General features: G+C 73.7%; 14 protein-coding genes. 6 read left to right on the forward strand and 8 right to left on the reverse strand.

Annotation, left to right across the window (positions count from 1 at the left end; all coding sequences use genetic code 11):
- A partial coding sequence (locus ACFSJS_RS01285) for a tetratricopeptide repeat protein (protein ID WP_380895720.1) occupies positions 1 to 1,737 on the reverse strand: 1,737 nt, incomplete at its 3' end.
- A gap of 1,052 nt (positions 1,738 to 2,789) precedes the next feature.
- On the opposite strand from ACFSJS_RS01285, the gene ACFSJS_RS01290 reads away from it, so the two are divergent.
- The 6 genes from ACFSJS_RS01290 (at position 2,790) to ACFSJS_RS01315 (ending at position 8,525) form a co-directional block, all read left to right on the forward strand.
- A complete protein-coding gene (locus tag ACFSJS_RS01290) occupies positions 2,790 to 3,410 on the forward strand; it encodes a LysE family translocator (protein ID WP_380895722.1) in 621 nt (206 codons plus the stop codon).
- Positions 3,411 to 3,904: 494 nt separating this feature from the next.
- The gene (locus ACFSJS_RS01295) at positions 3,905 to 4,069 is read left to right on the forward strand and encodes an HGGxSTG domain-containing protein (protein ID WP_380895724.1); all 165 of its coding nucleotides are present in this window, start codon (positions 3,905 to 3,907) and stop codon (positions 4,067 to 4,069) included.
- 261 nt (positions 4,070 to 4,330) lie between these two features.
- Positions 4,331 to 4,741, forward strand: coding sequence for a RidA family protein (locus ACFSJS_RS01300; RefSeq protein WP_380895726.1), 411 nt, complete (start codon positions 4,331 to 4,333; stop codon positions 4,739 to 4,741).
- A gap of 370 nt (positions 4,742 to 5,111) precedes the next feature.
- Positions 5,112 to 5,684 carry a GNAT family N-acetyltransferase gene (locus tag ACFSJS_RS01305; protein ID WP_380895728.1) on the forward strand — a complete coding sequence of 191 codons (573 nt, stop codon included), beginning with the start codon at positions 5,112 to 5,114 and terminating at the stop codon, positions 5,682 to 5,684.
- 515 nt (positions 5,685 to 6,199) lie between these two features.
- Entirely contained in the window at positions 6,200 to 7,762 is a 1,563-nt protein-coding gene (locus tag ACFSJS_RS01310; protein WP_380895733.1) for a PQQ-dependent sugar dehydrogenase, read from the forward strand.
- A 157-nt stretch (positions 7,763 to 7,919) separates the two neighbouring features.
- Positions 7,920 to 8,525 (forward strand): tellurite resistance TerB family protein, encoded by a 606-nt coding sequence (locus ACFSJS_RS01315; RefSeq protein WP_380896748.1) that lies wholly within the window; start codon positions 7,920 to 7,922, stop codon positions 8,523 to 8,525.
- An 87-nt stretch (positions 8,526 to 8,612) separates the two neighbouring features.
- On the opposite strand, the gene ACFSJS_RS01320 is transcribed toward ACFSJS_RS01315, so the two are convergent.
- The 7 genes from ACFSJS_RS01320 to ACFSJS_RS01350 form a co-directional block, all read right to left on the reverse strand.
- Entirely contained in the window at positions 8,613 to 9,491 is an 879-nt protein-coding gene (locus ACFSJS_RS01320) for a GvpL/GvpF family gas vesicle protein (RefSeq protein WP_380895736.1), read from the reverse strand.
- Entirely contained in the window at positions 9,488 to 9,802 is a 315-nt protein-coding gene (locus ACFSJS_RS01325; protein ID WP_380895738.1) for a gas vesicle protein K, read from the reverse strand. The genes ACFSJS_RS01320 and ACFSJS_RS01325 overlap by 4 nt, the downstream gene beginning before the upstream one ends.
- 56 nt (positions 9,803 to 9,858) lie before the next feature.
- Positions 9,859 to 10,752 carry a gas vesicle protein gene (locus ACFSJS_RS01330; protein ID WP_380895740.1) on the reverse strand — a complete coding sequence of 298 codons (894 nt, stop codon included), beginning with the start codon at positions 10,750 to 10,752 and terminating at the stop codon, positions 9,859 to 9,861.
- Positions 10,753 to 10,847: 95 nt separating this feature from the next.
- The gene (locus tag ACFSJS_RS01335) at positions 10,848 to 11,294 is read right to left on the reverse strand and encodes a gas vesicle protein (protein WP_380895742.1); all 447 of its coding nucleotides are present in this window, start codon (positions 11,292 to 11,294) and stop codon (positions 10,848 to 10,850) included.
- Between the two features lie 233 nt (positions 11,295 to 11,527).
- Positions 11,528 to 12,142: a hypothetical protein gene (locus tag ACFSJS_RS01340; protein WP_380895744.1), complete on the reverse strand. Its 615-nt coding sequence runs from the start codon at positions 12,140 to 12,142 to the stop codon at positions 11,528 to 11,530.
- Positions 12,139 to 12,471, reverse strand: coding sequence for a DUF6415 family natural product biosynthesis protein (locus ACFSJS_RS01345; protein WP_380895746.1), 333 nt, complete (start codon positions 12,469 to 12,471; stop codon positions 12,139 to 12,141). Before ACFSJS_RS01345 ends, ACFSJS_RS01340 begins: the two co-directional genes overlap by 4 nt.
- Positions 12,472 to 12,735: 264 nt before the next feature.
- A complete protein-coding gene (locus ACFSJS_RS01350; RefSeq protein ID WP_380895748.1) occupies positions 12,736 to 13,920 on the reverse strand; it encodes a helix-turn-helix domain-containing protein in 1,185 nt (394 codons plus the stop codon).
- Positions 13,921 to 14,016: the final 96 nt, after the last annotated feature.

The raw sequence follows: 14,016 nt of genomic DNA on the forward strand, positions 1-14,016 counted from the left end.
GGTGTCGGGGTGGTTGGGGCCGAGGACGGCCTCGGTGATGGTCAGTGCCCGTTCCGCCAACGGCAGGGCCTCAGCGTGCTGCCCCAGCTTCCCCAGCGTAGCGGCGAGGTTGCCTAGGCGGACGGCGGTGTCGGGATGGTTAGGGCCCAGGGCGGCCTCAGCGATGCCCAGCGCCCGTTCCGCGAATGGCAGGGCTTCAGCGTGCCGCCCCAGCTCAACCAGAGTGCTGGCGAGGTTGCCTAGGCGGACGGCGGTGTCGGGATGGTTAGGGCCCAGGGCGGCCTCAGCGATGCCCAGCGCCCGCTCAGCTAGTGGCAACGCTTGTGCGGCCTGCCCTCGGGCGTGGAGGTAGAAGGCGGTCTGTCCCAGGAGATGGGATGCCAGCGGATGAGGGTGGTTGTCGTTGTGGTGGGTGGCCACGGCTTGGATGTGGGGTAGCAGATCCTGCCAGCGTGGCCAGTCGCGGGCCTCTCCGGGGCTGCCGGATGGCAGTGCCTGGCGCAGCAGGAACAGGGCGGTTTTGCTGGGGTGCGGCGCGGCCTTCGGATGCGGGCGTCGGAGAAGCTGCCGCAACCATGAGAGGTGGGGCGGGGATTCGTGGAGTGGAGTGGTGGTGCGCACGACAGCCTGGACTAGGCGGTGAACGGTGACAGCAGTATCGGTGAGAGTGATCATGCTGTAGGCAGCCAGCAGTCCCAGCGCTTGGTCCACCGCGTGCGGGTCGGGCAGGGCGGGAGTCAACACGTCGCGGGGCAAGGGATCGGGGGCGTAGTAGGCCAGGATCTGCAGCAGCTTCACCGCGTCCGGGTCGATGCCCTGCAGGGCGGTGAGGGTGAGGGTCCACAGGCGGGCGATGGTGCGCTGGTGAGGATCGCCGGGAGCGGTGGTGGCCAAGGTGGTGGCCGGGTCGGTGCGCAGCCGGTCCAGGTAGGCGACCGGACTAGTGCGGGTCTGGGCAAGGTAGGCGCCGGCCTGCTGCAGCGCCAGCGGCAGATGCCCCAGCTCGCTGGCCAAACCGGCCAGGGCGGGGGCATCGCCCTCCCTGTGTCGGCCGGTGAGGTCCTGCAGGACAGCCAGCGAGGCCGGTGGGTCAAGAGTGTCCAGATACACGGCGGTGCCCAGGTCCTGCCAGGGCAGGTCGCGCCGGGTGGTGATCAGCACCTGCCCGGTGGTGAGCCGACCCAGCAGGGAGCGCAGGTGAGCGGGGTTCTCGACGTTGTCGAAGACCAGCAGCCACCCGGTGCAGCCCTGCAACCAGGTGACCGTCCACTGGGCTGCGTCCTCCAGCGGCAGCGCCGCATGCACCGGATCCAGCGCGGCAGCTAGTCCGGCCAGCCCTGCAGTGACTTGCTCTTCCTTTTCGGCGTCGAACCACCACACCGGGCCGCCACCATCGTCGCGGTGCCGGTGGGCGTGGTGTAGCACCAGCGTGCTCTTGCCGACTCCGCCCATGCCCTTCACGCTCTGCGCCACGATTCCGGTCCCGGCCGAGGGTAGCCGCGCAAGCTGGGCCAGAGCCTCCTTGCGGCCCTTGAACACCTGGCTGTCCGGGGCGGGCAGGTTGTTCACCCGGGCCACCGAGCCATCCTCCACCGCCGCCCGCAGAGCCCCCTCAGGCAACACGACGATGTGCTGCTCGATCCGGTTGTGGTTCCCGGGGATCACTGTTCCGAAGTTGTCCCCACCAACTGTCACCGATCGCTCGCCCGGAGTGGGCAGAATCTCAGGATCGGTCACCGCTGCACCGTGTTTCCGTCCCCGGTCACGACTGTTCCGGAGTTATCCCCGCCTACCGTCACCGACCGCTCGCCCGACGCCACCGGGCCACTCTGGGCCGGGGACGATGCGGGAGAGGCTGGGGAACCGATCCGCCAGACCGCCCAGGCCACCACCACGGCCGCCAGCACTGCGCCCGCTCCCGCACCCGTGGCGATACGCTCCGGCCGCTCCCACGGCAACACCACATCCCCCAGCCACACACACAGCCCGAACACCGCCAACGACGCCACCCCGATGGCCAGCCAGCGTCCCACCTGCCGCATCCGGCACCCCCTCGTTCGCGCAGGGTTGGACCGCCTATCGTCCCACTCCAGTCGCTCAGAGCGACCCCGGTTCGGCAACAAAACATCACTAACCGCTTACCAAGCGCCACAGCGTGCGCTGACATCACCAGGTGACATCAACGTCCCCGGACAACAGCAGACCGAGGGAGTCGTAGGAGGACCAAGAGCTGCCGGAGATGCGAGAGCTGAGCAGGCCACGCAGGCCGGTGATCGAACTTACAAGGCGAGTGTCGAAGGCGGGCCGCGTGCCACAGCCGTGCCAGATCGAGGGGTCAGCCACGGTCACTCGGGGACTATGACGGTGCGGGAACCGCTGACAGGAGCGGCACCGGAGCCTGGGGAGTGACCATCGAAGGTCTGCCAGCGAGAGGTGCCAGGCTTACAAGGCAGATGTCGGCGGTTCGAACCCGTCTGCGCCCACCGGCACGAAGCCCCCCGGCCGAGCGAGGTCGGGGGGCTTTGACATCACCATCTGACATCAACGGCGGCGGTCAGCCGTGATCAGGACGCCTCCGAAGCAGCCGGTCCGTGTGGCTCACCGCTTCCCGCCGGATGTCCTGAGCGGCGTGTCCACACGGCAGCCGAGCAGACGATCCCGCCACGGACCACGCCCGCTCCACGGTGTGGGTCGACGGCGGAGGGGATGGGGGCCGGGGTGAGTGGCAGGTGGGGGCGACGGCGAAGCAAGAGGACCGGGGGCTTGCGGTCGAGTGGGATGATGAACGCATGTTCGTACAGCTCCTTGCCGCAGCCGGTGTGCTTGCTGTGCTGACCGTGGTTCCCGGCCCCGACATGGCTGTCGTGACGAGACGAGCCGTGGCGTGCGGCCGGCGGGACGGGCTGCGCACGGTCGGGGGCATCACCGCTGGTCTACTCGCCTGGGGCGTGCTCACCGTGGCTGGACTGGCGGCCGTACTGGCGGCATCTGCCACTGCTTACACGGTGATCAAGTTGGTCGGTGCTGCCTACCTGACGTTCCTCGGAGTGCAGGCGCTGCTGCAAAGTCGGCGTCACCGTGGTGCCACTCCCGCACCAGCTGAAGCCGTTCCGAAGGGGAGTCCGTGGCATACGGGCTTCGTGAGCAACATCCTCAACCCGAAGATCGCTGTCTTCTATACGGGTCTGCTGCCCACGCTCGCGCCTTCCGGCATGGCACCGCATGTGGGAATGGCTCTTCTTGTGCTCCTGCATGCCGTGCTCACTCTGGTCTGGCTGGGCAGCTACGTGCTACTGCTGGCCAAGGCTCGCGCGTTCTTCCGGAAGCCCGTCGTGCGACGGGTCATGGATCGTGTGACCGGCGTCGTCCTGATCGGGTTCGGCATCAAGGTTGCCGCGACGCAGCCTTGACCATGCGCCCGCGTGGTCCCTCGTCGGTGGACGTGTCCGGCCACCGAGGACAGGCGACATCGGCAGTCCGGGCCGCGGGGCGACGGCATCGTTCGCGTCATCCATCCATGTCGAGGCCCGCACCACGTCGCACCCCAGGGCGGTCGGGTGCGGTCCGACGGTCCCGTCGAAGCAGGAGGGGCACCGGGGCCTGGGCCGTCCGTGAGCCGTGCGGGGGTGGCAGACGATGACAGAGACGGCCGAGGGTGACGGCGGCCTCCCTGTTCCGGTCTGGGGCCGGAGTCGGTCTGCGACGTGGGAGGGGCCATGCCTGTGCCCGGAGAGCCCGCCTGAGCCCTTCCGGCCCGGACATGATCCCCAAGAACGCGGCCGTCAGGGGCGCGCATGTGCTCCGGGAGCGCTTCAACGGCTTCTCCGTGCGCCCTCCCACGGAACCGCGGCACCGGCGACCCTGAACGAGTCGAGGCGGCTCGTGAGGCAGGGGAGGGCTCATCGTGGCGCGTACGCAGTCGAAGTGCGGAGCGTGGACGGAGAAGGGCACCCGGTGCCAGAACCTCGCGATGGTCGGCGCGTCACGCTGCCACCTCCACCGCGGCGACTGGTCGTCGTACACCGTCGAGAAGCGCAAGGCGAAGGCGCGCAAGCGCCGCAGGAAGTGAACCCGGGCGCCGCCGCGGCCGACCTCACCGGGTGACACCGGCGTCCCCGGACGACTGCGGACCGGGGCAGCCGCGGGAGGACCGGGAGCCGTCGAAGGCGGAGCCCGGGCAGGCCGCGCGGCCCGGTGGTCGAACGTGCAGGCGGATGCCGGCGGTTCGAACCCGCCCGCGCCCGCCGGCGGGTCCCCGGAAAACCGCTGGCGGCGCACCGCGGGACGCCGGGAGGATGGCGGCCTGAAACCAGCCGGAAGGGGACCTCCCATGGCACGTGCCGTCACGCTGATCCGGTCCGACTCCCTGTCGGACGTCGCCGAGTACGCATACGCCGCGACCGCTCCGGCCGACGCCCGCCTGGTGTTCCTCGCGGGGGCCTGCCCCCTGAACGAGGACGGGAGCACGGCGGCGGTGGGCGACTACGCGGGGCAGGCCGCCAAGGCGCTGGAGAACATGAGGACCGCGCTCGCCGCCGCCGGTGCGACGATCGAGGACGTCATCAGCACCCGGGTGCTCGTCGCCTCCAGTCGGCAGCGGGACCTGGTGGCCGCCTGGGAGGTGGTCCGGGACGCCTTCGGCGACCACGACGTCCCCAGCACGCTGCTGGGCGTCACCGTCCTCGGCTACGACGACCAGCTCGTGGAGATCGAGGCGGTCGCCGCCGTGCTCGACTCCTGACGGACGACTGGCTCTGTCCGCGAGAACGGGCAGCGGATGTACACCGGTTCGGGAAGCAGCCGCCGCCCGAGGGGGAATCGAAATGTTCACGGGTTTCGACAGCAGCACTGGCACGGGGAGCCACTACTGGGGGTGCGATGGCCGACGCCGTCGGGGTCCCCAGTGCTCCGACCTCACCGGTGCGCTGAATTCCGGCAGGTGGAAGCGGCCCTGCGGCGGTGACCGTGCCGGTCCACCAGTCCGGCTGATCGGGTGCCTGCCAGCGGACGTGCCCATGCGGCGCGTCCGGTGTCATCGGGGACGTACGCGCCCCCGACCGTCCGGATAAACGGATGGTCCGGGGCGAGCGTGACGCGGCAGGATACTCCGCATGACCTTGCCCACCCCCGAGCTGCACACCGCCCGCCTGCGGCTGCGGCCGTTCACCGACGCCGACGCGGCGCCGCTTTACGCGCTGCACAGCAGCGCCCACGTGCTGCGTTACTGGGACTCCCCGCCGTGGACCGAACCGGCCCGCGCCCAGCGCTTCATCGCGGCCTGCCGGACGATCGAGGAGGAAGGCACGGGAGCGCGGGTGGCCGTCGACCGCGTCCGCGACGACGCGTTCATCGGCTGGTGCGGCCTGACCAGCTGGAACCCGGACTTCCGCAGCGCGTCCCTGGGCTATGTCTTCGACGCCGCCGCGTGGGGCCACGGCTACGCCACGGAGACCGCGCACGCCGTCCTGCGGTGGGCGTTCGACACCCTGGACCTGAACCGCGTCCAGGCCGAGACCGACACCCGCAACGTGGCGTCCGCCCGGGTCCTGGAGAAGCTCGGCTTCGTCCGCGAAGGCACCCTCCGCGAGGACTGCGTCGTCAACGGTGACGTCTCCGACTCCTGGGTCTTCGGCCTCCTCCGCCGCGAGTGGCACCCGACGGCCCCGCCGACGGCCGGCCACTAGGAGCGAGACCTGCCCCCGCCTTTCGGTCCGCACCCCCGCCCAGGTCACCGAGGGCCGCTCCGGCAAGCCCAGCGTCTTCGCTTGCCCCACCGATCCCGACCATCCGCACCGTGCAGCATCCAGTACCCGTAGGGCCGGCCTGCAGCGGCAGCATTCTCATCGGCGTGCGCGGGTGCTGTCGCTCCTCGTGAACATCGAACACGCCGCGGCCGGGCGCCTCCCGAAGAACTGAACGACTGCCGTCGAAACCGGTGGGCGAAACCAGACGACGGACGCACCGGCGGCGCACGGGCCGCGGGGAGGAGCGGTACGGCCCGGATCCGGGGCGCCGGGCCGTCTGGTGCGGTGGCCGGGGGAGCCGGTACGGTCCCCCGGACGCACCGAAGTGCCGGATGCCCAGCCGGTCTTCGCGGCCCTGTGCGGTCCGGATGCGATCGACGGCGGCCGGGGCGGCCGGCGAGGGCGGACGCGCTTCCCGCCCCCCACGACAACGTTCTCACGCCTGGAGTCGCCACATGTTACGACGCCGCTGGGCCGGTTCGCTGCTGCTCGCCCTCTCACTGGCCGTGATCGCCCCCTCCTCGGTGTCCGCCTCCCCACCCGCCGCCCCGTCGGCATCCGCCGGGAGCGGCGCCGAACGGCGGGCGGAGACCGCGTCGGTGCCGCTGGAGAACATCACCACGACCACCACCCAGGTCGCCTCCGGGCTGAAGCGCCCCACCGCCATCGCCGCGCCCGACGACGGGACGGGCCGGCTGTTCATCACCGAGAAGTCCGGCACCGTCCGCGTCTACCACCCGGACACGGGTCTGGCGGCCACTCCGCTCCTCGACGTCTCCTCGGCGGTGGACAACTCGGGCAACGAACGCGGGCTGCTCGGCATCGCCCTGCCTCCCGACTTCGCCGACAGCCGGGAGGTGTACCTGGCGTACACGGCGCTGCCGGACGGCGCGGTGACCCTGGCCCGTCACCGGCTCGACGGCACCGGCCCGGAGGTGCTGCTCTCCCAGGAGCACGCCGAGTACAGCAACCACAACGGCGGCCAGCTCGCCTTCGGCCCCGACGGCCACCTGTACTGGAGCATCGGCGACGGCGGCGGTTCCGGCGACCCCTTCCGCAGCGGGCAGCGGCTGGACACCCTGCTGGGCAAGATCATGCGCATCGACGTCGGCGGACGCTGCGGCGACCTGCCCTACTGCGTTCCCGAGGACAACCCGTTCGTCGGCGTCGAGGGCGCCCGGGAGGAGATCTGGCTGTACGGGCTGCGCAACCCCTGGCGGTTCTCCTTCGACAGCGCGGACGGCTCGATGTGGATCGGCGACGTCGGCCAGGGGCGCTGGGAGGAGATCAACCACCTGGCCCCCGGGCAGGGCGGGGCGAACCTCGGCTGGTCCTGCTACGAGGGGCTGGAGGTGTTCGAGCAGGAGCACTGCCTGCCCGGCGAGGAGTACACCGAGCCGGTCTTCGCCTACCCGCTGGGCGAGGACGGCAACTGCGCGGTCATCGGCGGGCACGTCTACCGCGGTGAGCGGTTCGCCGACCTGGTGGGGGGCACGTACATCGCCACCGACTACTGCTCGTCCACCGTGTGGGCGCTGCGCGAGGACGGCAGCGGCGGCCACCTGCACGCCGAGATCGGTGAGATGCCCACCCAGGTGACCGCGATCGGCACCACGGCGGAGGGCGAGTTCTACGTCGTCAACGACCTTCCCGGCGGACTGCACCGGGTGGCCTTCGAGAACTCCGAGCCCGTGCGCACCTGCCACGTCGACTACAGGACGAACACCTGGGGCACGGGCTTCACCGCCGAGGTCACCGTCACCAACACCGGTGCCGGCCCGGTCGACGGCTGGGAGCTCTCCTTCACCCTCCCCACGGGACAGGACATCATCTCGGGCTGGGGCGCCGTCTTCTCCGAGGCCGCCGTCACCACCGCCGGCAACGCCCCCTACAACGCGGCGATCGCTCCGGGTGCCTCCGTCACCTTCGGCTTCGTGGCCTCCCACACCGGTGACACGTCCCCGCCGGAGCGGTTCTCCCTCAACGGGAGCGAGTGCGCCACCGGCGCCGGCGGCTGACGCCCGCCCCGCCGTGACCGGATCGGGTGGCTCCACCACATCGGTCCGGTCGCGGCGGAACCAGGAGGGGGCCCGGGCGCGTTGACGGGGCAGACCGAGTGACGCGGCGGTCCGCACCAGACGGGCCGCAATCGAAGCCGAGGTGGCGCCAGTGGCGATGTGGGATCGGATCAAGGACCAGGCCAAGAACCTCCAGCAGTCCCGGGGCGGACAGGGGGCGGGCGGCCAGGGCCAGGGCCACGGCTTCGGGTCCGGCGGGTCCGGTGGCCCCGGCGGGTCCGGTGGCCCCGGCGGGTCCGGTGGGTCCGGCGGTGGAGGGGGTTCGAAGGCCCAGCTCGTCGGTCTGCTGAAGTCCCAGCTCAGCGCGGCCAAGGCCGAGTTGAAGAGCGGTGCCTACCGGGACGCGAGCATGGCCATGTGCGCGCTGGTGGCCGCCGCGGACGGGCAGGTCGACGCCTCCGAGCGGCGGCAGATGGAGACGCTGATCGTCGGCAACGACGTCCTCCAGAACTTCCCGCCCGACCAGCTGCGCCAGCGGTTCAACCGGCACGTCGACCGGATCATGGCCAACCCCGCGGCGGGCCGCGCGGAGGCGATGCAGGAGGTCGCCAAGGCCGCCAAGAAGCCCTCCGAGGCCCGGGCGGTGATCCAGACCGGCATCGTCATCGCGGGTGCCGACGGCTACATCGCCCAGGCCGAGCAGCACGTCATCCGCGAGGCCTGCGCCACGCTGGGCATCTCCCCGGCGGAGTTCTCCATCTGAGGTCCTGTCGGCACCCGGGCCCGCCGGGCCCCCGCACGGCCGTGCGGGGGCCGCACGGGCGTCCGGGCGGCGCACGGCCCCGGGACGTCAGCCGCGGACGGCGGAGGGCTCGCGGGGCGTGCCCTCGGGCAGTTCGGTGAAGGAGTACGGCGGCCAGGGGCCCAGGAAGCGGATGCGGGCGGCCGGGCACTCGTCCTGGAGGGCCGCGAGGACGGCGCCGACCTCCTCGATGTCGGAGGTGCGCACCAGCAGGGCGGCGGAGAGGACGTCCGCCTCCCCCGGGTCCCGCACGGCCCGGCTGCGCTCGCGCAGGTCCTCGGCCACGGCCAGCAGACGGCGCCGCACGTCGGCGTGGAGGGCGTCGGCCAGCCGCTCGGAGGCCTCCCGGCGCATCTGCTCCAGCTGCTTGGACATCAGCCGCCGCAGCCCCGGGGAGCGCCGGGCCATCTCCGCCTCCAGGGCACGGGCGCCCTCGTCGTCCTGCGCGGAGGCGGCCCGGTCGACGGTGATCTCCACCCGCACCTCGGCCCGGCCGGCCAGGGACCGGAGCTGGGCGCGGAGTTCGGGAGCGCGGGAGGCGATCCAGTCGCACAGCCGGTCCTCGGCCGGGCGCGGCGGGTCGGCGGCGCCGGAAGCCTCGGGGGCGACCAGCACGTTGAAGGTCATGGGCAGCAGCGCCCCGGTGCGCTCCCACACCGCCACCACCGCCCGGTCCTGCTCGGCCACCCGGCGGCGCACCTCCTCGTCCGTCCCTTCGTAGGGGACGGGGTCCGCGTCGTGCACCAGCGCGGCGATGCCCGTGCCCGGCGCGGCCACCAGGCGCAGGGGGCGGCCGTCGACGCCGGTGACGCCGTCGGCCGCGCCCCCCTGGTCGGGAAGCAGGGCGTACACGTACAGGGCCCGGCCGGCGGCGGACGCGGTGTCCTCCGCCGGAGCCGTCGGGCGGTGCGCCATGGCGTCCGTCACCTCCGTGCCTCCTGTGCCCAGCGGGCCGGATTGACCAGCTTGTCCACCACGTCGTCCACGACCTCGTCCAGGCCCCGGTGGAGGTCCGCGACGGAGTCGGTGATGCCGTGGTCCGCCTTGATCTCCTCGATCGCCTCGTCGAGTTCGAGGAGCGCGTCGCCGAGGCGTTCGAGCTCCTCCGGTGTGAGGTCGCCGCCGTTCATCCGGCGCAGCGCCTGGCGCTCCAGGGCCTCCTGGATCACCTCGACCAGGGTGACGACCAGGGACAGCACACCCTGTTTCAGGCTCTTCTCGTCGACGGTGATGGCCATGTTCTCTCTCCTCCCAGCTGCTGCCGTGCGGGTGCGGGCGCGTCGCGCCGGGTGCGTCACGCCGGGCGCGGCGGTGACGGTTCGAGGCGCAGCGATTCCAGGGCCCGCGCCCAGCGGCGCGGTTCGTCGGCCGCGAGCGCCACCGTCCCCTGCGAGGCCGTCTCCAGGGCGAGGACGGTTCCCTCGCCGGACGGTCCGCCCCCGGGCACGGGGCGGGCCGCGACGATGTCGCCGGCGGGCACGACGAGGGCGGGCCGGGCGTCCAGCGGCGACTTCCAGACCAGTCCGTCCGGGGTGAGCCGTCCATGCCCGCCCCGCCACAGGGGGCCGCTCCGGCGCGGCTCGTGGTACCACAGGTGGCCCTCGAAGGCGGTGCGCTCCCCGCCGCCCCCCTGCGGCGCCGGACCGGTCTCCAGCGGCCCGGGGCAGGTGCCGGCCAGCAGTTCGCGCAGCTTCTCCGGGTCGGAGGCGGACAGCAGCCCCTCGCGGCCGCCGTCGAGGACGACGCGCAGCCGGGTGCGCACCTCGCCGCCGACGGTGCGCTCGCTCTCCGGCCGCACCGCGCGGACCGACGCCAGCGCCGCCTCCCACAGCACCTCGCGCGGCTCGCGGCGCAGCACCACCAGCCGCCGGTCGGTGAGGTGGATCGTGCCGGGGCGCCAGGTGGTCTGGAGGCCGTCCTCGAGCAGGTGGCCGCCGTGCATGTGGGCCACGTGCCGCTCGCCGTCCGACAGTTCCAGGTCGCGGCGGGCGGTGGAGCGCTCCACCCAGGCGCGGGTGTCCTCGTCCCACTGGCGCATCATGCCGTACTCCAGCATGGTCTCCATGCCGGCGATCGCGGCGCGCAGGCTGACGCCGATCAGCGGGATGTCGGCCACCGCCACGATGAGGTCGAGGTGGAGGACGGCGCCCTTGTTGAGGAGGACCTCGACGAGGTCGTCCAGCGTCACGCGCGGGTCCCGCGTCGGCTTCAGCGGCGGCGTGCGGCCGGACGGGGCGGTGGCCGGCGGCGCGGCGGGCGGTCCGGTGCGGGGGGCTCGCCCGGTCACGGCCGGCCGTCCCCGGGGGCGGGTTCCCCGCGCGGCGCCGGGCGGCTGGAAGGCTCCGCCGGGGCGCCGGAGGCGTCCGGCAGGGCGGACCGGGAGGCGGCGGCGCCGTCGGCCAGCCGCGACCGGGCGCTGCGCCACCCGCACCACGGGCACATGTCGTCCAGCAGCTGCCGCACCGGGGAGCGCTTGCCGCACGCGGGGCAGGTGTCCCGCTCCTCGCGGGCCTCGCGCCAGGCGGCGGTCTCGACGTCGGTGCCGGAGGGGAACTCCAGCCCGTAGCGCGCGGCCGTCTCGAACGAGGCCAGGGCCGCGCGCAGCCGGATGCCGAGGAGTTCGACGCCGGCCACCGACACCATGATGTCCGCGTTGAGCACCAGGCCCTTGTCGAGGAGGGTCTCCACCACGTGGGCCAGGCTGCCCTCGCCGTCACGCCGCGGCTCCATCGGCCGCGGTGACAGCGTTCTCGCCCGCGGCGCCACGGGTGCGCGCGGCGGCGCGGGCGAGGATGCGTCGGCCTCGGCGGGAACGCCTCTCTCCTGGTAACTGCTCACCCCGTACGCCTATCCGGGTGACCGCTTCCCATGCGTGCGCCCCGCGAGCCCCGGTGCGCGGGGGCTCGCGGGGCGGAGCGGGGGACGGCGGTGCGGACGGCGGGGGCGGCTTCCGGTCCCGCCCCTCAGACGGACTCGGCGGAGGCCGCCGCCTCCCGGGCCGCCGCCGCGGCCAGGGCCTCGGTGTAGGCGTCCCGCAGGTCCGCCGCGCAGGTCAGCGTCCCGTCGCCGTCCGGGGCGACGAGCCAGCCGCGGTTCCCGACCCGCCGCGTCCCGACGGCCTCCGGGTGCGGCAGCAGCACCAGGGTGCCGCGGCTCAGCACGCTCGTCCCGGCGACGGACCAGCCCTCCACCGAACCGGGCGCGACGACGAAGTCCGCACCGAGCGGCGTGGCCAGGACGGGGCCCGGCCGCACCCCCGCGGCACGCAGCCGCCGCACCGTGTCCGGTCCCAGCTCGGCCGGGACGCGCACGACGTCCCAGGCGATCCCGGTGGGGACCTCGGCCAGCGCGCCGTGCCCCCAGGCGGCCAGGACGGCGGGGACGCGGCCGGTCGGGTGCAGCCAGCCGGTCGCCGGCGGGTCGCCGTCGGTGCCGCAGTCCGGCAGGGCGGGCCGGGCCGGCCCGGTGCGCGGCTCCGGCGCGGCCTCCCGGGCGGGGCGCTGGCGGGGGACCGCGCCCAGCGGGGGGACGGTCCGGTCGGTCCGGTGGTCCGGCGCGGGCAGGGGGGAGAGGGTCACGGTGTCGCCTTCCTGTTCCACTCGGGTGTCTGGTGCAGCAGCCAGCGGCAGTCCTGGGCGAGGGACCGCACCTGCCGCCGGGCGGCCGACAACCCGTCGCCGAGCCCGCGTCCGGCCTGGTTGGCGATCCACTCCAGACGGGCCCGGTACCGCAGCCGCTGGGGGGTGACCGGCCGCGGCGCCGCCGCGCGGGCCCGCGCGGCGGGCAGCAGCCGCCGGATGTGCTCCCGCAGCAGCGCCTCCAGCTCCACCAGCTCCTCGTGGGAGGGAAGGGCGCTGCCGTGGGCCAGGGCCCGGCGCACGGCGCGCCGGACGGCCTCGACGTCCACCGCCCCCGCCGCGGCCGCCGGGTCCGCCGCGTCCGGCGGCCCGGAGGCTCCGGACCGCGGCCGGCCGGCCGCGTGGGGTGGCGCGGAGGCGGGGGAAGGGGCGTCGGGAGGCGTCTGCAACGGAGGTCCCCGGGCGTCGTCATGGTCGCTTACGCACCCAGGGTGGCGGCGCGGCCACCCCTCAACTGTCACTCTTCGGTGACACCGGCCGCCGGCATCCGCCGCGGGCACCGGCCGCCGCGCGTCCGGAGCGGCGGCCGGACCTCACACACCCACCCAGGCGGCCATCCGCGTCAGGGCGTCCGGCGAACGGCGCCGCAGGTTCAGCAGGCCGTTGACCGTCTCGCGCACCCGGGGGTGGAAACGGGTCTGCTGGGGGGCCAGTTCGCGGGCCTTGGCCAGTGAGGCGAGCGCCGCCTCCGCCCGCCCGGTCTCCATCTCCGCGCGGGCCCGGTCCACCAGCAGCGCCGCCCGCCGCGACGCCGCCCAGCCGTGCGGCGGCCGGACGGCGCGGGCCGCCGCGAGCGCCTCGTCGTACTGGCGCAGTTCCAGCCGCGCGAACACCTCGTGCGCCCCCACGTTCGCCGGACCGAAGGAGAGCCAGTGCACCGACCCGACCTCGCCGGTGCGCCGGGCGATCTCACCGGCCCGCTCCAGGTGGGACTCCACGGCGCCCCGGTCGCCGGCCCGGGCGGCGATCACGGCCGCGCCCAGGTGGAGCTGTCCGGCCACGGCCAGCGACTCGGTGCTCTCCCCGGTCTGGCGCAGCATCTCGTGCCCCGCGGCCACCATGCGCAGGCCGATGCGGTGCTCGGCGTCCCTGCTGCGGTAGGACAGGGCCCGCTTGTACTGGCGGATCGCGCCGAGCAGCGGATCGCCGGCGTGCTCGGCGGCTCGGCCCATCCGGTCCAGGGCCACCGTCGCCAGGTCGTAGCAGCCGAGCTTCGTGGTCACGTCGTGGGCGCTGCGGCAGGCCGAGGCCAGGGCCCGCCACAGCTCGGTCGTCGGGTGCTCCCGGCAGGCGGCGGTGAGGTCGGCGAGGAGGGCGGGCAGCGCCGTCGCCGCCTGGTACAGGCGCGCCCCGCGCACGTCGCGGCAGAGGGCCTCGGCGGCCGCGGCCAGCTCCTGGGGCGGCGCGGTGGGCAGGTGGGGGTCCGGCGGCAGGTCGAACAGGTCGAGCGCCTCGCGGACGGGTTGGACCAGGGAGGTGACGCGGCCGGGCCGGGGGGAGGGGGAGTGCTGGCCCGTCAGCGCGGCGGTGTCGATGCCCAGGGCTCTGGTGACGGCGGCGACGAACTGCGGCGAGGCGCTCTTGTGGCCGCTCTCGACGTGCCGCAGAAGGCTGTACGAGTAGGGGATGCGCTGGGCGAGGCCCTGCTGTGTGAGTCCGGCGCGTTTCCGCTGTGCTGCGATCCGGATGCCGATGTGCTCGTCGTCGAAGGGGGGCACCCAGGGTTCCTCCGTTCCGTGCAAGTGCAGGAACGCTACCCGTGGAGGGCCGTCCTTCCCACACGTCCGCACCGATCGGGTGTGATGGACTTCCGG

Origin of the sequence: Streptomyces desertarenae (genome assembly GCF_042681365.1) — a bacterium.
GTDB classification, from domain to species: Bacteria; Actinomycetota; Actinomycetes; order Streptomycetales; family Streptomycetaceae; genus Streptomyces; species Streptomyces desertarenae.